12 protein-coding genes are annotated in these 19,063 nt (G+C 65.5%); 8 read left to right on the top strand and 4 right to left on the bottom strand.

From position 1 onward, the window contains the following. Window positions 1-78: 78 nt before the first annotated feature. Both QFZ47_RS28015 and QFZ47_RS28010 read right to left on the bottom strand, forming a co-directional pair. Entirely contained in the window at window positions 79-711 is a 633-nt protein-coding gene (locus QFZ47_RS28015) for a response regulator transcription factor (protein WP_012747279.1), read from the bottom strand. Next, window positions 708-3,248 carry a PAS domain-containing sensor histidine kinase gene (locus QFZ47_RS28010; RefSeq protein WP_307658731.1) on the bottom strand — a complete coding sequence of 847 codons (2,541 nt, stop codon included), beginning with the start codon at window positions 3,246-3,248 and terminating at the stop codon, window positions 708-710. The genes QFZ47_RS28015 and QFZ47_RS28010 overlap by 4 nt, the downstream gene beginning before the upstream one ends. A 204-nt stretch (window positions 3,249-3,452) precedes the next feature. Here QFZ47_RS28010 and aceE point away from each other — a divergent pair, with 204 nt between their 5' ends. From aceE to lpdA, 4 genes are read left to right on the top strand one after another with little or no spacing between them, the layout of a single operon-like run. Continuing rightward, window positions 3,453-6,167 carry a pyruvate dehydrogenase (acetyl-transferring), homodimeric type gene (gene aceE / locus QFZ47_RS28005; protein ID WP_307658730.1) on the top strand — a complete coding sequence of 905 codons (2,715 nt, stop codon included), beginning with the start codon at window positions 3,453-3,455 and terminating at the stop codon, window positions 6,165-6,167. Window positions 6,168-6,221: 54 nt separating this feature from the next. Beyond that, entirely contained in the window at window positions 6,222-7,907 is a 1,686-nt protein-coding gene (gene aceF, locus QFZ47_RS28000) for a dihydrolipoyllysine-residue acetyltransferase (protein ID WP_307658729.1), read from the top strand. Then, window positions 7,904-8,497, top strand: coding sequence for an Ntn hydrolase family protein (locus QFZ47_RS27995; RefSeq protein WP_307658728.1), 594 nt, complete (start codon window positions 7,904-7,906; stop codon window positions 8,495-8,497). The genes aceF and QFZ47_RS27995 overlap by 4 nt, the downstream gene beginning before the upstream one ends. Then, window positions 8,494-10,335, top strand: coding sequence for a dihydrolipoyl dehydrogenase (lpdA, locus tag QFZ47_RS27990; protein ID WP_307658727.1), 1,842 nt, complete (start codon window positions 8,494-8,496; stop codon window positions 10,333-10,335). The genes QFZ47_RS27995 and lpdA overlap by 4 nt, the downstream gene beginning before the upstream one ends. 77 nt (window positions 10,336-10,412) lie before the next feature. Here the strand turns inward: lpdA and QFZ47_RS27985 are convergent, their stop codons facing one another. Beyond that, window positions 10,413-11,000 (bottom strand): C40 family peptidase, encoded by a 588-nt coding sequence (locus QFZ47_RS27985; RefSeq protein ID WP_307658726.1) that lies wholly within the window; start codon window positions 10,998-11,000, stop codon window positions 10,413-10,415. Between the two features lie 295 nt (window positions 11,001-11,295). Here QFZ47_RS27985 and QFZ47_RS27980 point away from each other — a divergent pair, with 295 nt between their 5' ends. Then, entirely contained in the window at window positions 11,296-12,372 is a 1,077-nt protein-coding gene (locus QFZ47_RS27980) for a PQQ-dependent sugar dehydrogenase (protein WP_307659036.1), read from the top strand. Between the two features lie 12 nt (window positions 12,373-12,384). Here the strand turns inward: QFZ47_RS27980 and QFZ47_RS27975 are convergent, their stop codons facing one another. Next, on the bottom strand, window positions 12,385-13,179 hold the full coding sequence (locus tag QFZ47_RS27975; protein WP_307658725.1) for an alpha/beta hydrolase: 795 nt from the start codon (window positions 13,177-13,179) through the stop codon (window positions 12,385-12,387). A gap of 133 nt (window positions 13,180-13,312) precedes the next feature. On the opposite strand from QFZ47_RS27975, the gene QFZ47_RS27970 reads away from it, so the two are divergent. The 3 genes from QFZ47_RS27970 (at window position 13,313) to QFZ47_RS27960 (ending at window position 19,022) form a co-directional block, all read left to right on the top strand. Next, window positions 13,313-13,915, top strand: a complete 603-nt coding sequence (locus tag QFZ47_RS27970) for an isochorismatase family protein (protein WP_307658724.1) — start codon at window positions 13,313-13,315, stop codon at window positions 13,913-13,915. A gap of 82 nt (window positions 13,916-13,997) precedes the next feature. Further along, complete coding sequence (locus QFZ47_RS27965) at window positions 13,998-15,965, top strand: propionate--CoA ligase (protein WP_307659035.1); 1,968 nt, start codon at window positions 13,998-14,000, stop codon at window positions 15,963-15,965. Window positions 15,966-16,145: 180 nt separating this feature from the next. After that, window positions 16,146-19,022, top strand: a complete 2,877-nt coding sequence (locus QFZ47_RS27960) for a 2-oxoglutarate dehydrogenase E1 component (protein ID WP_307658723.1) — start codon at window positions 16,146-16,148, stop codon at window positions 19,020-19,022. The last annotated feature ends 41 nt before the right edge of the window (window positions 19,023-19,063 follow it).

Here is a 19,063-nt window from a genome sequence, read left to right as displayed (position 1 = left end):
GATTTTCCAAGTAAAAACGCCCGCTTGCGCAGGCGTGGGGGACATTCGTTGCTATCGGGGGGATAGCCGGGCGTTCGGTCAGGCCTTGGCCGCTGGCGCCGCCTGCCCGAGCGCGATCTTGAGCAGATCGGCCACGGTGTTGGCGTTGAGCTTTTCCATGATGTTGGCGCGGTGCGCCTCGACCGTCTTGATGCTGATGCCGAGGTCGTCGGCAATCTGCTTGTTCAGGCGGCCGGCGACGATGCGCTCGAGCACCTGGGCCTCGCGGCCGGTGAGCTTGGACAGCAGCGCATCGCGGCTGGCCGACTGCTGGTGCTGGGTGAAGGCTCCGCGCGCATGCTCGAGCATGCGCTCGACCAGCGTGACGAGCTCTTCGTCGTTGAAAGGCTTCTGGATGAAATCCATGGCGCCTTTCTTCATGCTGTCGACCGCCATCGGCACGTCGCCGTGGCCGGTGATCACCACGATGGGCAGCGGGGAGCGCCGTTCGATCAGCCGGTCCTGCAGCTCGAGGCCGGTCATGCCGGCCATTCGGATGTCGACGATCAGACAGGCGACTTCGCGCGGGTCGTATCGCGAGAGAAAGGACTCGGCCGAATCGAAGCAGCGAACCCTGTAGTCCTTGCCCTCGAGCAGCCATTGCAGCGAATCTCGCACGGCTTCGTCGTCATCGACGACATAGACAGTGCCCTTCTTCGGAATCAAACTCATGCAGGTACCTTTGCCTCGTCGCTTGCTACGGAACTGGGAGCGTCCAACACCGGAATCCAGAAGGAAAAACGGCATCCGATCACATCCGGACCATTGTAGATGTTCTCCGCCTGCATCCTGCCCCGATGGGACTCGACGATGGTGCGGCAGAGGTTCAAACCGATGCCCATGCCTTCCGGCTTGGTAGAGAAAAAGGCTTCATACAGCCGGTCCATCACCTCGGGGGCCAGGCCCTTGCCGGTGTCCTGCACCGAGAACTCGATGGCGTTGTGGCCCTCGATCACCTTGGGCAGCACGCGCAGTTCGACGCTGCGGCGCGCGAGCGGTCGCTCGGCAATGTCGATGGACTCGGCCGCGTTCTTCAGCAGGTTGACCATCACCTGCTCGATCAGGATCGGGTCCACCTGCACCACCGGCAGCCGCGCGGCCACGTAGTGGTTGAGCCGCACGTTGCGCCGCCGCAGCTCGATGCCCGCGAGTTCGACCGCTTCGCTGACCATGGTGGACACGTCGGCGGCTGTGCGGTTGGGCTCGCTGCGCTTCACGAACGAGCGGATGCGCTGGATGATCTGCCCCGCGCGCTGCGCCTGCTTGGAGGTTTTCTCCAGTGCCGCGAGCAGCGCCTCGGTGTCGATGGCCTGTCCCTTGATGCGCGACATCATTCCGTTGCAGTAGTTGGTGATGGCCGTGAGCGGCTGGTTGAGTTCGTGCGCCACGCTCGATGCCATCTCGCCCATCGTGATCAGCCGGCTCGCCGCCTGGGCGCGGTCGGCCTGCGCGGCGGCCTGCTCCTCGGCGTCGCGCCGCGGCGTGATGTCGGTGGCAATCACCAGCTGGGCGAGCCGGCCATCCACCCATGTCAGGTAGCGCGAACGCACTTCGAGCCACTTGCCCAGGTGCGGCACGAAGATCTCGTTGTTGGCCGCCTGCGCGGCGGTCAGGGTGTCGATCGGCAGGCCGGCGTACGGGTCGACGTCGTCCAGGCCCTCGTCGTGCGCATTGGAGGCGGGCACGCCGGCTTGCGCGACCATGCCCAGGTGGCCCACGGTGTCGGAGCCGAACCAGAGCCGGTACAGCTTGTTGGCGAACAGCAATTCCTCGCTGCCGATGGGCGCGACCGACACGGCGGCATCGAGTGCTTCGAGCACCGTGGTGAAGCGCTCGTACGAAGCCGACAGCTGCTCGCGAATGCGCGTGGGCTCGGTGATGTCGGTCATCGACGTCATCCAGCCGGTCTGGTGGCCGCGCGCGTCGATCAGCGGCGACACATAGAGCCGGGCGTTGAACACGCTGCCGTTCTTGCGCTTCACGCGCACCTGGAAGCCGCCCGGCAGTGCGCGTCCGTGCAGTTCTTCCTCGAGCCGCTCGTTCATGACTTCGCGGTCCGATTCGAGCCAGTAGGGGAAGGGCGGCGACTGGCCCACCAGCTCGGCTTCGCTCCAGCCCGTCATCGCGCAGAAGGCGGCATTCACGTAGGTGATGCGGCCCTGCAGGTCGAGCACGCGCATGCCGGTGAGCATGGAGTTTTCCATCGCGCGCCTGAAGTTGGTCTCGGCGACCAGCCGCTGCTGGGCCTGCTGGCGCCGCCGGGTGTGGCGCCAGGTGCCGATCAGCATCCAGCTGGTCAGCACGCTGAGCGCGCAGACCAGCCAGAACAGGCCGTTGCCGACCACCCCCTGCGAAGTGCGGTAGGCCTGGGCGCGCAGCACCAGCGCATTGCCGACGGGCGAAACCGGCACCTCGTACTCGTTGGTTCTTTCGGGCCAGGGGAGGAGCCGCCTGCCGCTTTCCCTCAGGTTGACCGTATTGCCCGCGAGCACATTGCCCTTGGCGTCGAGCAGCGAGACCGCATAGCGCGCCTGCACTTCCGACGGCATGCCGTAGCGCAGCAGGCCATCGACCGAAAACTCGCCCAGTACCACGCCCGCGAACAGGCCCTGGTCGAAGAGGGGGATGTGCAGCTGCAGCATCGCCGCCGGATCGCCGCCCGCCGCCGGCTGGGAGAAAACCGGCTGGCGCAGTTCGCGCGCCAGGGCGTAGTTGCTTTCCACGTCGCCCGGGCGCAGCACGTCGCCGATCAGGTGCTGCTGCGCGGGATGCACGCTCGGCGCCGAATAGCCGGCCTTGAAGCGGCGCCTGTCGTCGATCCAGGTGACGGTCTGCAGTTCCGGGAACTGGCTCACCAGCGATTCCGCGCGGCTCGCGAATTCGACCGGGTCGATCTCGCGATTCGAGGCGTCGCGCGCAATGCGCATCAGCTGTTCCTGGCGCTCGAGTAGGCGCAGGCGCATGCGCTGCTGCGCGTATTCGACGTCCCTGCGCACGGACTCCTGCTCGCGCTCGACTTCCTCGGTGCGCAAATACCAGAACGCCGAAACGATGGCGGCCAGAAACAGCAGCACCGCCGCGATCGGCGCCAGCATGGCGACCGCGTCTTGCAGCACCGGCGTTTGCTGGCGCCACCAGCGGCGCCACCACGAGAGCGGAGACGCATTCACGGCGCTGCGGGCAACCGCCAGCGGAGAGGAAAAAGGCATCCTGCGAGTTTAGGTGATGGCCCCTGCGCCAAGGACAGAGGGCCGCAGTGCCATTGATTCCGACGCGGGCGACTTTGTTTCCAAAATATCACATTAAGAAATCTTCATGCACCATTTGAAATAGAAGTATTTCTATGAGAAACTCCCGCGCGGTGATCGAAGAGCGCACTAAATTACAGCCACAGCCCTAAAGGAGAGACAAGCATGTCGGCAAATCCCGAGAACCTGTTCGGCTCGGCCGCGAACGACGCGGACGCCCAGGAAACCCGTGAATGGATGGACGCACTGTCCTCCGTCATCCAGAGCGAGGGACCTGAACGGGCCCACTTTCTTCTCGAGCAGCTGCTCGAACATGCGCGGCAGCACAGCATCGACAAGCCGTTCTCTGCCAATACCGCCTACGTCAACACCATCGAGCCCGACCAGGAAGAGCGCTGCCCCGGCAATCTCGAGATCGAGGAGCGCCTGCGTGCCTACATGCGCTGGAACGCGATGGCGATGGTGGTCAAGGCCAACCGCCTGCATCCGCCCGAAGGCGGCGACCTCGGCGGCCACATCGGCTCCTTCGCCTCGCTGGCGAACATGTTTGGCGCCGGTTTCAACCACTTCTGGCATGCCGAGAGCGAAAACCATGGCGGCGACTGCCTCTATATCCAGGGCCACGTCTCGCCCGGCATCTATGCCCGCGCCTACCTCGAAGGCCGCCTGAGCGAAGAACAACTGCTCAACTTCCGCCAGGAAGTCGACGGCAAGGGCCTTTCCAGCTACCCGCATCCGAAGCTGATGCCCGAGTTCTGGCAGTTCCCGACTGTCTCGATGGGCCTTGGCCCGCTGATGGCCATCTACCAGGCCCGCTTCCTCAAGTACCTGCACGCCCGTGGCATCGCCAACACCGAAAACCGCAAGGTCTGGGTGTTCTGCGGCGACGGCGAAATGGACGAAGTCGAATCGCTGGGCGCCATCGGCCTGGCAGCGCGCGAAGGCCTGGACAACCTGATCTTCGTCATCAACTGCAACCTGCAGCGCCTGGACGGACCGGTGCGCGGCAACGGCAAGATCATCCAGGAGCTCGAAGGCGAATTCCGCGGCTCGGGCTGGAACGTCATCAAGCTGATCTGGGGCAACGGCTGGGATCCGCTGATCGCGCGCGACAAGGAAGGTGCGCTGCGCAAGATCATGATGGAAACCAACGACGGCGACTACCAGGCCTTCAAGGCCAACGATGGCGCCTATGTCCGCAAGCACTTCTTCGGCCGCGACCCGCGCACGCTCGAGATGGTTGCCAAGATGAGCGACGACGACATCTGGCAATTGCGCCGCGGCGGCCACGACTCGCAGAAGGTCTATGCGGCCTTCGACGCGGCCGTGAAGCACAAGGGCCAGCCCACGGTGCTCCTGATCAAGACGGTCAAGGGCTTCGGCATGGGCAAGATCGGCGAGGGCAAGAACAACGTCCACCAGACCAAGAAGCTCAGCGACGAAGACATCATGGCCTTCCGCGACCGCTTCAACATCCCGATTCCGGACAGCAAGATCGCCGAACTGCCTTTCTACAAGCCGGCCGACGACACGCCGGAAATGAAGTACCTGCACGAGCGCCGCAAGGCGCTGGGCGGCTACCTGCCGCACCGCCGCACCAAGGCCGACGAGAGCTTCACGGTCCCCTCGCTCGAAACCTTCAAGTCGGTGATGGAGCCCACGGCCGAAGGCCGCGAGATCTCGACCACGCAGGCCTACGTGCGCTTCCTCACGCAGCTGCTGCGCGACAAGGCGCTGGGCCCGCGCGTCGTTCCCATCCTGGTGGACGAAGCCCGGACCTTCGGCATGGAAGGATTGTTCCGCCAGATCGGCATCTACAACCCTGCTGGCCAGCAGTACACCCCGGTCGATAAGGACCAGGTCATGTACTACAAGGAAGACAAGGCCGGCCAGATCCTGCAGGAAGGCATCAACGAAGCCGGCGGCATGTCCAGCTGGATCGCCGCGGCCACCTCGTACAGCACGAACAACCGCATCATGGTGCCGTTCTACGTGTACTACTCGATGTTCGGCTTCCAGCGCATCGGCGACCTGGCCTGGGCGGCCGGCGACATGCAGGCGCGCGGCTTCCTGCTGGGCGGCACCTCGGGGCGCACCACGCTCAACGGCGAAGGCCTGCAGCACGAAGACGGCCACAGCCACATCCTGGCCAACACCATCCCGAACTGCGTGAGCTACGACCCGACCTTCGCGCACGAAGTGGGCGTGATCCTGCACCATGGCCTCAAGCGCATGGTCGAGAAGCAGGACAACGTCTACTACTACCTCACGCTGCTCAATGAGAACTACCCGATGCCCGGCCTGCAGCCCGGCACCGAAGAGCAGATCATCAAGGGCATGTACCTGTCGAAGCAGGGCCCTGCGCTGAAGGCCAAGTCGCCCACCGTGCAATTGCTGGGCAGCGGCACGATCCTGCGCGAGAGCTTTGCGGCGCAAGCGCTGCTCGAAAAGGACTGGGGCATCTCGGCTTCCGTGTGGAGCTGCCCTAGCTTCAACGAGCTCACGCGCGATGGCCAGGACGCCGACCGCTGGAACCTGCTGCACCCGGACCAGGCGCCGCGCGTGTCCTTCGTGGCCGAGCAGCTCGCGCCCACGACCGGTCCGGTGGTGGCATCGACCGACTACATGAAGGCCTATGCGGAACAGATCCGCCCCTTCATCCCGAAGGGCCGCACCTACAAGGTGCTGGGCACCGACGGCTTCGGCCGCAGCGACTTCCGCAACAAGCTGCGCGAGCACTTCGAAATCAACCGCCATTACATCGTGGTGGCTGCGCTCAAGGCATTGAGCGAAGACGGCACGGTGCCGGTGGCCAAGGTGGTCGAGGCGATCAAGAAGTACGGCATCAATGTCGACAAGGTCAACCCGCTTTACGCCTGAACATCAATCAACAACCAACGAACGAACGGCGCCTCACGGCGGGAGACAAACGATATGGCAGCAGTGGAAGTCAAGGTGCCGGACATCGGCGATTTCGATGAAGTCGCGGTGATCGAGGTGCTCGTGAAGGTGGGCGACACGGTCAAGGCCGAGCAGTCGCTCATCACGGTCGAATCGGACAAGGCGTCGATGGAAATTCCGTCGTCGACCGCCGGTGTGGTCAAGGAGATCAAGGTCGCGGTCGGCGGCAAGGTGAAGGAGGGCTCGGTGGTGCTGGTGCTCGAGGCCGAGGAAGCGGGTGCTGCAGCAGCGCCGGCCGCCGCGCCCGCTGCGGCTCCCGCAGCCGCCGCGCCAACGCCAGCCGCAGCGGCGCCTGCCCCCGCGGCCGCACCGGCCGCCTCGGGTCCGGTCGAGGTCAAGGTGCCGGACATCGGCGACTTCAAGGATGTCTCGGTCATCGAATTGCTCGTGAAACCCGGCGACACGATCGCGGCCGACCAGTCGCTGATCACGGTGGAATCGGACAAGGCCTCGATGGAAATTCCGTCGTCGGCGGCCGGCGTGCTCAAGGAACTCAAGGTCAAGGTCGGCGACACGGTCAACATCGGCGACCTGATCGCGATATTGGAAGGTTCGACCGCCGCCGGCCCCTCACCCCAGCCCTCTCCCCAGAGGGGCGAGGGAGCCAGTCCCCCGGCCGCTGCGGCCCCCGTTTCCTCTCCCGCTCCCGCCGCTGCGGAAGAGGGCCGGGGTGCGGGCGCGCCCGCACCGGCGGCGCACGAGCCGACGGCCGCGCCCACCGGCAACCTGCCGCACGCCTCGCCCTCGGTGCGCAAGTTCGCCCGCGAACTCGGCGTGCCGCTCGAAGAGGTCAAGGGCTCCGGTCCCAAGGGCCGCATCACGCAGGAAGACGTCCAGGGCTTCACCAAGGCCGTGATGAGCGGCCAGGCCAGCACCAAGGCCTCGGCGGCCAAGGCGCCGGCCGGCGGCGGCACCGATGGTGCGGCATTGGGCCTCATTCCCTGGCCCAAGGTCGACTTCGCGAAGTTCGGCGCGGTCGAGCGCAAGGACCTGTCGCGCATCAAGAAGCTCAGCGGCGCCAACCTGCACCGCAACTGGGTGATGATTCCGCACGTCACCAACAACGACGAAGCCGACATCACCGAACTCGAGGCTTTCCGCGTCTCCACCAACAAGGAGAACGAGAAGTCGGGCGTCAAGGTGACGATGCTGGCCTTCGTGATCAAGGCGGTGGTGGCGGCGCTGAAGAAGTTCCCCGACTTCAACGCCAGCCTCGACGGCGACCAGCTGGTCTACAAGCAGTACTACAACATCGGCTTCGCGGCCGATACGCCCAACGGGCTCGTGGTGCCGGTGCTCAAGGATGCCGACAAGAAGGGCATCCTGCAGATCAGCGCCGAGATGGGCGAACTCGCCAAGAAGGCGCGCGACGGCAAGCTCGGCTCGGCCGACATGCAGGGCGGCTGCTTCTCGATCAGCTCGCTCGGCGGCATCGGCGGCACGCACTTCACGCCCATCATCAACGCCCCCGAAGTGGCCATCCTCGGCCTCTCCAAGGGCCAGATGAAGCCGGTGTGGGACGGCAAGCAGTTCGTGCCGCGCCTGACGCTGCCGCTGTCGCTGTCGTACGACCACCGCGTGATCGATGGTGCCCTGGCCGCGCGCTTCAACGCCTACCTTGGGCAAGTGCTCGCGGACTACCGTCGAATCCTGCTATGACCACGGTAGTGGCCGTCCGCAAAGGCGGCCAGGTCACGATGGCGGCCGATTCCCTGGTGACCTTCGGCGACACGCGGCTTTCGCACCGCGCCGAGGCGAACCAGAAGATCTTCACCATCGAAGACGCGGCGGGGCAGAGCCTTTTTGCCGTGGCCGGCGCCGCTGCGCACTTCCTGGTGCTGCAGCATGCGCTGGCCGCGCAGCCGCGCGAGGCGCTGCTGTTCGGCAGCAAGCACGAGATCTTCCGCACCTTCACGCTGCTGCATCCGGTGCTGAAGGACTCGTTCTTCATGCAGACCAAGGAAGACGAGCACGAGCCCTACGAGTCGAGCCAGTTCACGATGCTGATGGCCAACCAGAGCGGCATCTACGGCATCTACAGCTACCGCGAGGTGTTCGAGTTCAAGCAGTTCTGGGCCATCGGCTCGGGACGCGGCTTTGCGCTCGGCGCCATGCACGCGGCCTATGACATCAAGTCGCGCAGCTCGCGCGACGTGGCGGAGGCAGGCATTGCCGCCGCCTGCGAATTCGATCGCAATTCGGCCCCACCGGTCGACGTTCTCACACTCAAACTGAAAGTGTCCAAATGAGCGAACAACAAATCAAGGTGCCCGACATCGGCGACTTCGACGAAGTCGCGGTGATCGAGGTGCTGGTCAATGTCGGCGACACGGTCAAGGCCGAGCAGTCGCTGATCACGGTCGAATCGGACAAGGCCTCGATGGAGATTCCATCCTCGGCGGCCGGCGTGGTGAAGTCGCTGGCCGTCAAGGTCGGCGACAAGGTCAAGGAAGGCTCCGTGGTGCTGACGCTGGAAGTCGATGGGGCCGGGGCTGCCGCGGCACCTGCCGCGCCCGCACCGGCGGCTGCCGCGCAGGCGAGCGCCGCCGTGCCCCCGCCCCGCCCCCCCTCCCCCAGCGGGGGAGGGAGCAAGCCCATGCCCGTGTCGAGCTATGGCGGCAAGGTCGATGTCGAATGCGACGTGGTCGTGCTCGGTGCCGGCCCCGGCGGCTACTCGGCCGCGTTCCGCGCGGCCGACCTCGGCCTCAAGGTGGTGCTGATCGAACGCTACGCCACGCTCGGCGGCGTGTGCCTGAACGTCGGCTGCATCCCGTCGAAGGCGCTGCTGCACGTGGCCTCGGTCATGGATGAAGTGAAGCACTTCGCCGACCTCGGCGTGAGCTTCGCAGCACCCACGGTCGACCGCGCCAAGCTGCTCGGCCACAAGAACAAGGTGGTGGGCAAGCTCACCGGCGGCCTCACGGCCATGGCCAAGATGCGCAAGGTGACGGTGCTGCGCGGCGTCGGCAACTTCATCGACCCGTACCACCTCGAGGTCGAGGAAACCTCGGGCACCAGCTGGGACACGACCGGCAAGAAGCAGACCGTCAAGTTCCGCAACGCCATCATCGCGGCCGGCTCGCAGTCGGTCAGCCTGCCGTTCATGCCGAAGGACCCGCGGGTGGTCGATTCCACCGGCGCGCTCGAGATGGGCACCGACCCCAAGCGCATGCTGATCCTGGGCGGCGGCATCATCGGCCTCGAAATGGGCACGGTGTATTCCACGCTGGGCGCGCGCCTCGACGTGGTCGAAATGCTCGACGGCCTGATGCAGGGCGCCGACCGCGACCTGGTGAAGGTCTGGCAGAAGATGAACACACCGCGCTTCGACAACATCATGCTCAAGACCAAGACGGTCGGCGCCGAGGCCACGAAGGAGGGCATCAAGATCACCTTCGAGGGCGAGCAGGCACCGAAGGAGCCGCAGCTGTACGACCTGGTGCTGCAGGCCGTGGGCCGCAGCCCGAACGGCAAGAAGATCGGCGCCGAGAAGGCCGGCGTGACGGTGAGCGACCGCGGCTTCATCCCGGTCGACATCCAGATGCGCACCAACGTGCCGCACATCTTCGCCATCGGCGACATCGTGGGCCAGCCGATGCTGGCGCACAAGGCGGTGCACGAGGCGCATGTGGCGGCCGAGGTGATTGCCGGCGAGCAGAAGGGCGACAAGGAACTCTCGAGCGCCGCCTTCAACGCCCGCGTGATCCCGAGCGTGGCCTACACCGACCCCGAGGTGGCGTGGGTCGGCCTCACCGAAGACCAGGCCAAGGCCGAAGGCATCAAGATCAAGAAGGGCCATTTCCCGTGGACCGCTTCGGGCCGAGCGATCGCCAACGGCCGCGACGAAGGTTTTACCAAGCTGCTGTTCGACGCCGAGACCCACCGCATCCTGGGCGGCGGCATCGTCGGCACGCATGCCGGCGACATGATCGGCGAGATCGCGCTGGCCATCGAGATGGGCGCGGACGAGATCGACATCGGCAAGACCATCCATCCGCATCCGACGCTGGGCGAGAGCATCGGCATGGCGGCCGAGGTGGCGCACGGCACCTGTACCGATCTGCCGCCGGCCAAGAAGGCTGCCTGATCGCCTGATCGACCGGCCACAAAAAATCCCGCCGCGGCGGGATTTTTTTCGTCCGGATTCGGGAACGGGCAGGCGGCTCAGTTGCCGGTGTGGGTCGCGGCCGCCGCGGCTGCGGCCTTCACGTCTTCGTTCTGTGTGCCGCCGAGCACGCGGCGTGCGCCGTCGAAGCGGCGGCTCCAGTAGCTGCCGTTCATGTCTTCCACGCGCACCTGGGCGCCCGTGCGCGGCGAGTGGATGAACTTGCCTTCGCCGACATAGATGCCGACATGGCTGAAGGTGCGGCGCATGGTGTTGAAGAAGACGAGATCGCCGGGCTTGAGCTGGCTCGGGTCGATCTTCTCGGTGGCTGCGGCCTGCTCCTCGGCGCGGCGCGGCAGCACATGGCCGAGCGTCTGGTTATACATCGCGCGAACGAAGCCGCTGCAATCGAAACCGGATTCGGCCGAGTTGCCGCCACGGCGGTAGGGAACCCCGAGGAAGCCGATGGCGGTGACCACAAGGTCGGAAGTTCGTTCGGCGACGGTTTGGCGAACCTGCCTGAGTTGTCCGATGATGCCCTTGTCGGCAAGCAACCGGGCCAGTTCGTCGTCGGTTCGGTCCTGTTGGGGGGCGGCCTGGACGGCGACGGCAAACAGGAGGGACGCAGGTAGGACGAAAAAACGCATGGCGCGTAGGATATTGATGACGCGTGGTTATGTCAACCTCATCCGAATTGGCGAATGTATCCTCAAGTCTTTGATTTGTTTGAATTTTTTTGATTCGAGCGAAGAAAAAATGTAACGGCCGATCTTTATGATCCATAAGCGATCGGGCGAAAGTGAACTTTCGTACTCCTCGCCGCGACGCGAACAGCCTGGTTTCGAACCCCATTTCGCGTCAAGATCGCTGTAACTACCCGGAAAAGACATGAACCTGCGAACTCAGGAAACGCTGTGCGTCATTGGGAAGACTGTTGTTGTCATGGCACTGGCCGCCTGGGGGCTCGCCATGGCGCAGATACGGCCGGAAACCATTTCGTCGGACCTGGAGAACCCCTGGGGCCTGGCTTTCCTGTCGGACGGGCGCTTCGTGGTCACCGAGCGCCCCGGCCGGCTGCGGCTGATCGCGGCCGACGGCAAGGTCGGCGCGCCCATTGCCGGCCTGCCCGCCATTGCCGCCGGCGGCCAGGGCGGCCTGCTCGACGTGCTGGCCGATTCGGGCTTCGAGAAGAACCGCACGCTGTACTTCTGCTTCTCCGAACCCGAGGCGGGCGGTTCGGCCAACAGCACGGCGTTGGCAAGCGCGCAGCTTTCGGCCGACGGTGCGCGGCTCGAAAACCTCAGGATCATCTTCAGCCAGCAACCCAAGGTGGCCAGCCGCAACCATTTCGGCTGCCGCATCGTCGAGGCGCGCGACGGCACGCTGTTTCTCACGCTGGGCGACCGCTTCAGCCGCAAGGAAGATGCGCAGAAGCTCGACAACCACCTGGGCAAGGTGGTGCGCATCGCCAAGGACGGCGGGGCGCCCAGGGACAACCCCTTTGTCGGCAGACCGGGCGCGCTGCCCGAGATATGGAGCTATGGCCACCGCAACGGGCAGGGCGCGACGCTCGCGCCCGATGGCCGCTTCTGGATGACCGAGCACGGCCCGCAGGGCGGCGACGAGATCAACATTCCGCAGGCCGGCCGCAACTACGGCTGGCCGGTGATCACCTACGGCGAGAACTACGGCGGCGGGAAGATCGGCGAGGGGCTCACGGCAACGAACGGCATGGAACAGCCGCTGCACTACTGGGTGCCGTCGATTGCGCCCTCGGGCATGGCCTTCCTGACCAGCGACCGCTACGGTGCGGCATGGAAGGGCAACCTGTTCGTGGGATCGCTCAAGTTCGGCTATCTCGACCGCATCGAACTGAAGGATGGCAAGGTGGTGGCCGAGCACAAGCTGCTGGCCGATGGCCGGGCCCGCGTTCGCGATGTGAAGCAGGGGCCGGACGGCCTGCTCTATGTGCTGACCGACGAATCCGACGGCAAGCTGCTGCGCCTGCGGCCGAACTGAGGCGGGCCGCTTTCAGCCGGGGCAGCCCGGCAGCGGCAAGGTCGGCAGCATGCGGCGCCAGAGCCGCGTCCACTCGGGCCAGTCGTGGCCGCCCTCGGTGGTGAAGACCCGGTCCGCAGGCAGCGCGGCCGCCAGGAGTCGCTGATTGAAGGCAAAGCGGTCGTCGACGCCATAGCCCAGATAGAGCGGCGGCCGCGGGCCGTACGTGGCGGTGGCGCCGACGTAGCCGCGCAGCCACTGCCACAGCTGTGTCTCGTTCGGTGCTCGCGGGTTGCTGCCCGGCGGATTGCCCAGCGGTCCGGTCCAGCGGGCGAGGCCGCCGGCATTGGCAATGTCGGTGCCGAGCGTGCGTTCCCCGAGATAGGGCGCAATGGCGACGAGGCCTGCGAGTTCGCCAGGGTGGGTTTGCGCGTAGAGCAGTGCGCCGAAGCCGCCGATCGAGATGCCGACGATCCAGATCGCCTTGTAGCCCTGGCTGCGCGCCGGCGCCATCACGTCCCGGCTCAGCCGATCGAGGATGGTCTTGTCGTTGTAGTAGCCCAGGTGCGCATCGACCCGCATCACGTCCACCGCGAGCCTGTTCTCGTTCAAGGCATCGACGAAGCCTTCGCGCACGAACTCCTCCGGGCGCGAATGCGCGCCGGGGAGCATCACGATCAGCGTGTCGGCGTTCGGCGTGCAGTTGCTCTTTTCGAGCGTGATGTCCAGCGGCGCCCTGGCCGCGCGCAGGCCGCCGCAGCCCGTGGCCGCAAGCGCCGCGCAAAGGCTCAGGGCCGTGAAATGGCGCCGGGTCGAAAAGATCCGCATGCCCCGGAGTCTAGGGGCGCCGCGATGCGGACGGCCGCTTCTGCGACGCGCCGCGGCCATCGAGTCCGGACAATCCGATCTTTTCGGTGGTACGGTTCAGCCCAGTTCAACCGATACCTGAAAGACACTGTTCATGCTGCTCGACGCCTCGCTCTCCCAACTCGTTCTGGTCGACTACCAGGCGCGGCTGATGCCGGCGATCTTCGAGGGCGAGGCGGTCGCGCAGAACGCCGTGCGGCTCGGCAAGATGGCGCAGCTGTTCCAGCTGCCGGTGTGGGGCACCGAACACAATCCCTCCAAGCTGGGCGAGAACCTGCCCGACATCCGCGCGCTGTGCCAGCGCACGCTGTCGAAGATGCATTTCAGCGGCGTGGAAGAGGGCCTCGGCGAATGGCTGCGCGCGCCGGCGAAGGCGCCGCAAGGCAATGCCCGCAGCCTGCCCAAGCATCTGCAGAAGCCTGCTGCGGCAGCCGAAGAGCGCAATTCCATCGTGATCGCCGGCTGCGAAGCCCACGTCTGCCTGCTGCAGACCGCGCTCGACTTGCTCGAAGACGAGTTCGAAGTCTGGGTCGTCACGGATGCCTGCAGTTCGCGCACCGAGCGCAACCGCGACGCCGCCTTCGACCGGCTGGCCGGTGCCGGGGCCGAACTCGTGACGACCGAGATGGTCGGCTTCGAGTGGCTGCGCACTGCGGAGCACCCCGCATTTGACGAGCTGCTCACGCTGATTCGATAGCCGGAATCGGCGGAGCATCGCAGGGCTCGGCCGGATTGTTCCGGCCGTCAGCTTGCTGCAAGATCGGTCTCCATAATTATGAATTCAGTTTTGGCGATGCCGCCAGGGCCGGACGAATAACAGGAGACATATCCAGATGAGCCGCTACGAAGAGTTCTATCGCCAGTCTGTCGATGCGCCCGAGGCCTTCTGGGCCGAGCAGGCGAAGCTGATCGACTGGCAGACCCCCGCTGAGCAGATCCTCGATGACAGCCAGCCGCCGTTCGCGCGCTGGTTCGTGGGCGGCACCACAAACCTGTGCCACAACACCGTCGACCGGCACTTGGCCACACGCGGCGACCAGCCCGCGCTGATCTTCGTTTCCACCGAAACCGGCGTCGAGAAGAGCTACAGCTTCAAGGAACTGCACGCCGAGGTGCAGCGCACCGCCGCCAGCCTGATCGAACTGGGCGTGGGGAAGGGCGACCGTGTGCTCATCTATATGCCGATGATTCCCGAGGCTGCCTTCGCGATGCTGGCCTGCGCGCGCATCGGCGCCATCCACTGCGTGGTGTTCGGCGGCTTCGCGAGCGGCTCGCTGGCCACGCGCATCGAAGACGCCGAGCCCAAGGTGGTCGTGAGCGCCGATGCCGGCTCGCGCGGCGGCAAGGTCATTGCGTACAAGCCGCTGCTCGACGAGGCGATCCGGTTGTCGAAGTACAAGCCGGCCGCGGTGCTGCTGACCGACCGCGGCCTGGCGCCCATGCACCTGATGGCCGGCCGCGACCATCTGGCGGGCGAACTCCGGCAAAGGCACCTCGATGCCCAGGTGCCCTGCACGTGGCTGGCTGCCACCGACATCAGCTACACCATCTACACCAGCGGCACCACCGGCAAGCCCAAGGGCGTGCAACGCGACGTGGGCGGCTATGCCGTGGCGCTGGCCGCGAGCATGAAGCACATCTTCGACGGCCGGCCCGGCGAAACCTATTTCTCGACCAGCGACATCGGCTGGGTGGTGGGCCATAGCTACATCGTCTACGGCCCGCTGATCGCCGGCATGGCCACCATCCTGTACGAGGGCTTGCCCACGCAGGGCATCGACCGGCAGCCCGACGGCGGCATCTGGTGGCGCCTGGTCGAGAAATACAAGGTGACGGTGATGTTCAGCGCGCCCACCGCGGTGCGCGTGCTCAAGAAGCAGGACCCGGCGCTGCTGAAGAAATACGACCTCTCGAGCCTGCGCGCGCTGTTCCTGGCGGGCGAGCCGCTCGACGAGCCCACCGCGCGCTGGATCAGCGAAGGCCTGGGCGTGCCGATCATCGACAACTACTGGCAGACCGAGTCGGGCTGGCCGATGATCACCATTGCCAACGGCGTCGAGGCCAAGCCGAGCAAGTTCGGCAGCCCCGGTGTTCCGATGTACGGCTACCGCATCAAGATCCTGCACGAATCGACCGGCGAGGAATTGACCGCCCCCAATGAAAAGGGCGTGGTCGTGGTCGAAGGGCCGACCCCCCCCGGCTTCATGCAGACCGTGTGGAAGGACGATGCGCGCTTCGTCGACACTTACTGGAAGAGCGTGCCCGGCAGGATGGTCTATTCGACCTTCGACTGGGGCATTCGCGACGAGGACGGCTATTTCTACATCCTCGGGCGCACCGACGACGTGATCAACGTCGCCGGCCACCGCCTCGGCACGCGCGAGATCGAGGAGAGCATCTCGGGCCACCCCAATGTGGCCGAGGTCGCGGTGGTGGGCGTGGCCGATGTGCTCAAGGGCCAGGTGGCGATGGCTTTCGTGGTGCCGAAGGACGGCATCGCCGTGACCGATGCCGACGCGGCGCGCAAGCTCGAAGGCGAGATCATGAAAGTGGTGGCCGACCAGCTCGGCGCGCTGGCGCGGCCCGCCCGCGTGCGCTTCGTCTCGGGCCTGCCCAAGACGCGCAGCGGCAAGCTGCTGCGCCGCGCCATCCAGGCCGTGTGCGAGCAGCGCGATCCGGGCGACCTGACCACCCTCGACGACCCGGCCACCCTGCAGCAGATCAGGCAGTTGCTTTCTTTCGGCTGAATGAGCGAAACCGCGCCTTGCGAAGCCGCGTCGAGCCGCCATATGTTCGACGTGGCACAATGCGAAGGTACTCAGGCCCTTCCCCAGCCACAGTCGCATCCGCCAATCGGTTCAGCCGTGTCGCGGAAGGTTTTCTTAACCAGCTAGTGCTTCCTTCAGGGAAGCGAAGGTCAGCGGATCATGAGCGATTCCTCCAAGCCCACGGCGTATGCCGCGTATCAGGGCAACACGTACCTCTTCGGCGGCAATGCGCCCTATGTCGAGGAGATGTACGAAAACTACCTCACCAATCCCGGCAGCGTGCCCGACAACTGGCGCTCGTATTTCGACGCCCTGCAGAACGTGCCCGCGGTCGACGGCTCCAACACCCGGGACGTTCCGCACCAGCCGGTGATCAACGCTTTTGCCGAACGCGCGAAGCAGGGCACCACCAAGGTCGTGCAGGCCAGCGGCGCGGATTCCGAGCTCGGCCGCAAGCGCACCGCCGTCCAGCAGTTGATCGCCGCCTACCGCAACGTCGGCGCCCGCTGGGCCGACCTCGACCCCCTCAAGCGCGCCGAGCGTCCGGCCATCCCGGAACTCGAGCCCTCGTTCTACGGCTTCGCCGATGCGGACCTCGAGACGGTGTTCAACACCAGCAACACCTTCTTCGGCAAGGAGGCCATGTCGCTGCGCGACCTGCTCAATGCCTTGCGCGAAACGTACTGCGGCACCATCGGCGCCGAGTACATGTACACCACCGACCAGAACCACAAGCGCTGGTGGCAGCAGAAGCTCGAAAGCGCCCGCACCAATCCGCAGCTCAATGCGGACCAGAAGAAGCATGTGCTGAACCGCCTGACCGCAGCCGAAGGGCTCGAGCGCTTCCTGCATACCAAGTACGTGGGCCAGAAGCGCTTCTCGCTCGAAGGCGGCGAAAGCTTCATCGTCTCGATGGACGAGCTGATCAACCAGGCCGGCATCAAGGGCGTGCAGGAAATCGTGATCGGCATGGCCCACCGCGGCCGCCTCAACGTGCTGGTCAACTCGCTCGGCAAGATGCCGGCCGACCTGTTCGCCGAGTTCGACCACACCGCGCCCGAAGACCTGCCGAGCGGCGACGTCAAGTACCACCAGGGCTTCAGCTCGGACGTGACCACGCCCGGCGGCCCGGTGCACCTGAGCCTTGCGTTCAATCCCTCGCACCTTGAAATCGTCAACCCCGTGGTCGAAGGCTCGGTGCGCGCCCGCATGGACCGCCGCGCCGACCCGCAGGGCAAGCAGGTGCTGCCCGTGCTCGTGCACGGCGACGCCGCCTTCGCGGGCCAGGGCGTCGTGATGGAAACGCTGGCGCTGGCCGAGACCCGTGGCTACTTCACGGGCGGCACGGTGCACATCGTCATCAACAACCAGATCGGCTTCACCACCAGCGACCCGCGCGACAGCCGCTCGACGCTGTACTGCACCGACATCGTCAAGATGATCGAGGCGCCGGTGCTGCACGTGAACGGCGACGATCCCGAGGCCGTGGTGCTCGCCACCCAGCTCGCCCTCGAGTTCCGCATGGAGTTCCAGAAGGACGTGGTGGTCGACATCATCTGCTTCCGAAAGCTCGGCCACAACGAGCAGGACACCCCCTCGCTCACGCAGCCGCTCATGTACAAGAAGATCGCCCAGCACCCCGGCACGCGCAAGCTGTACGCCGACAAGCTGGCGACGCAGGGCCTGGGCGCCACGCTCGGCGACGACATGGTCAAGGCGCAGCGCGCCGCCTTCGACGAAGGCCGCAACACGGTCGACCCGGTGCTCACGAACTTCAAGAGCAAGTACGCCGTCGACTGGAATCCGTACCTCAACAAGAAATGGACCGATGCCGGCGACACCGCCATTCCATCCAGCGAGTGGAAGCGCCTGGCCGAGAAGATCACCACGGTGCCGGCCGGCTTCACGGTGCACCCGCTCGTGAAGAAGGTGCTGGACGACCGCGCCGCCATGGGCCGCGGCGACGTGAACGTCGACTGGGGCATGGGCGAGCACATGGCCTACGCCTCGCTGGTGGCCAGCGGCTACCCGGTGCGCCTGTCGGGCGAAGACTCGGGCCGCGGCACGTTCACGCACCGCCATGCCGTGCTGCACGACCAGAACCGCGAGAAGTTCGACGAAGGCACCTACACGCCGCTGCAGAACGTGGCCGAGAACCAGGCACCGTTCGTGGTGATCGACTCGATCCTGTCGGAAGAAGCCGTGCTCGCATTCGAATACGGCTACGCCTCGAACGACCCCAACACCCTCGTGATCTGGGAAGCCCAGTTCGGCGACTTCGTGAACGGCGCCCAGGTGGTGATCGACCAGTTCATCGCCTCGGGCGAAGTGAAGTGGGGCCGCGTCAACGGCCTGACCATGATGCTGCCGCACGGCTACGAAGGCCAGGGCCCCGAGCACAGCTCGGCGCGCCTGGAGCGTTTCATGCAGCTGAGCGCCGACACCAACATGCAAGTGGTGCAGCCCACCACGGCCAGCCAGATCTTCCACGTGCTGCGCCGCCAGATGGTGCGCAACCTGCGCAAGCCGCTGATCATCATGACGCCGAAGTCGCTGCTGCGTAACAAGGACGCGACCTCGCCGCTGTCCGAGTTCACCAAGGGTGGCTTCCAGACGGTCATTCCGGACAGCAAGGGCCTGAAGGCCGAGAAGGTCAAGCGCCTGGTCGCCTGTTCGGGCAAGGTCTACTACGACCTGGCCAAGAAGCGCGAAGAACAGGGCAACGACGACGTGGCAATCATCCGCGTCGAGCAGCTCTATCCGTTCCCGCACAAGGCCTTCGCCGCCGAGATCAAGAAGTACCCGAACCTCGCCGACGTGGTCTGGTGCCAGGACGAGCCGCAGAACCAGGGGGCCTGGTTCTTCGTGCAGCACTACATCCACGAGAACATGCAGGAAGGCCAGAAGCTCGGCTACTCCGGCCGTGCCGCTTCGGCATCGCCTGCAGTCGGCTACTCGCACCTGCACCAGGAACAGCAGAAGGCGCTGGTCGATGGCGCATTTGGCAAGCTCAAGGGCTTCGTGCTGACCAAGTAATTACAAGCCTCTTTTCACACGAACACCTGAAGAACAAAACG

Source organism: Variovorax paradoxus (assembly GCF_030815975.1).
Taxonomy (GTDB): domain Bacteria; phylum Pseudomonadota; class Gammaproteobacteria; order Burkholderiales; family Burkholderiaceae_C; genus Variovorax; species Variovorax paradoxus_N.
This window is presented reverse-complemented; position numbering and strand designations above follow the sequence as displayed.

Excerpts from the sequence above, each read along its gene's own strand:
- aceE (WP_307658730.1), top strand. The coding sequence starts at position 3,453 with ATGTCGGCAAATCCCGAGAACCTGTTCGGCTCGGCCGCGAACGACGCG.
- QFZ47_RS28015 (WP_012747279.1), bottom strand. The coding sequence starts at position 711 with ATGAGTTTGATTCCGAAGAAGGGCACTGTCTATGTCGTCGATGACGAC.
- QFZ47_RS27975 (WP_307658725.1), bottom strand. The coding sequence starts at position 13,179 with ATGCGGATCTTTTCGACCCGGCGCCATTTCACGGCCCTGAGCCTTTGC.
- QFZ47_RS27985 (WP_307658726.1), bottom strand. The coding sequence starts at position 11,000 with ATGCGTTTTTTCGTCCTACCTGCGTCCCTCCTGTTTGCCGTCGCCGTC.
- QFZ47_RS27980 (WP_307659036.1), top strand. The coding sequence starts at position 11,296 with ATGGCACTGGCCGCCTGGGGGCTCGCCATGGCGCAGATACGGCCGGAA.
- QFZ47_RS27970 (WP_307658724.1), top strand. The coding sequence starts at position 13,313 with ATGCTGCTCGACGCCTCGCTCTCCCAACTCGTTCTGGTCGACTACCAG.
- lpdA (WP_307658727.1), top strand. The coding sequence starts at position 8,494 with ATGAGCGAACAACAAATCAAGGTGCCCGACATCGGCGACTTCGACGAA.
- QFZ47_RS27995 (WP_307658728.1), top strand. The coding sequence starts at position 7,904 with ATGACCACGGTAGTGGCCGTCCGCAAAGGCGGCCAGGTCACGATGGCG.
- aceF (WP_307658729.1), top strand. The coding sequence starts at position 6,222 with ATGGCAGCAGTGGAAGTCAAGGTGCCGGACATCGGCGATTTCGATGAA.
- QFZ47_RS28010 (WP_307658731.1), bottom strand. The coding sequence starts at position 3,248 with ATGCCTTTTTCCTCTCCGCTGGCGGTTGCCCGCAGCGCCGTGAATGCG.
- QFZ47_RS27960 (WP_307658723.1), top strand. The coding sequence starts at position 16,146 with ATGAGCGATTCCTCCAAGCCCACGGCGTATGCCGCGTATCAGGGCAAC.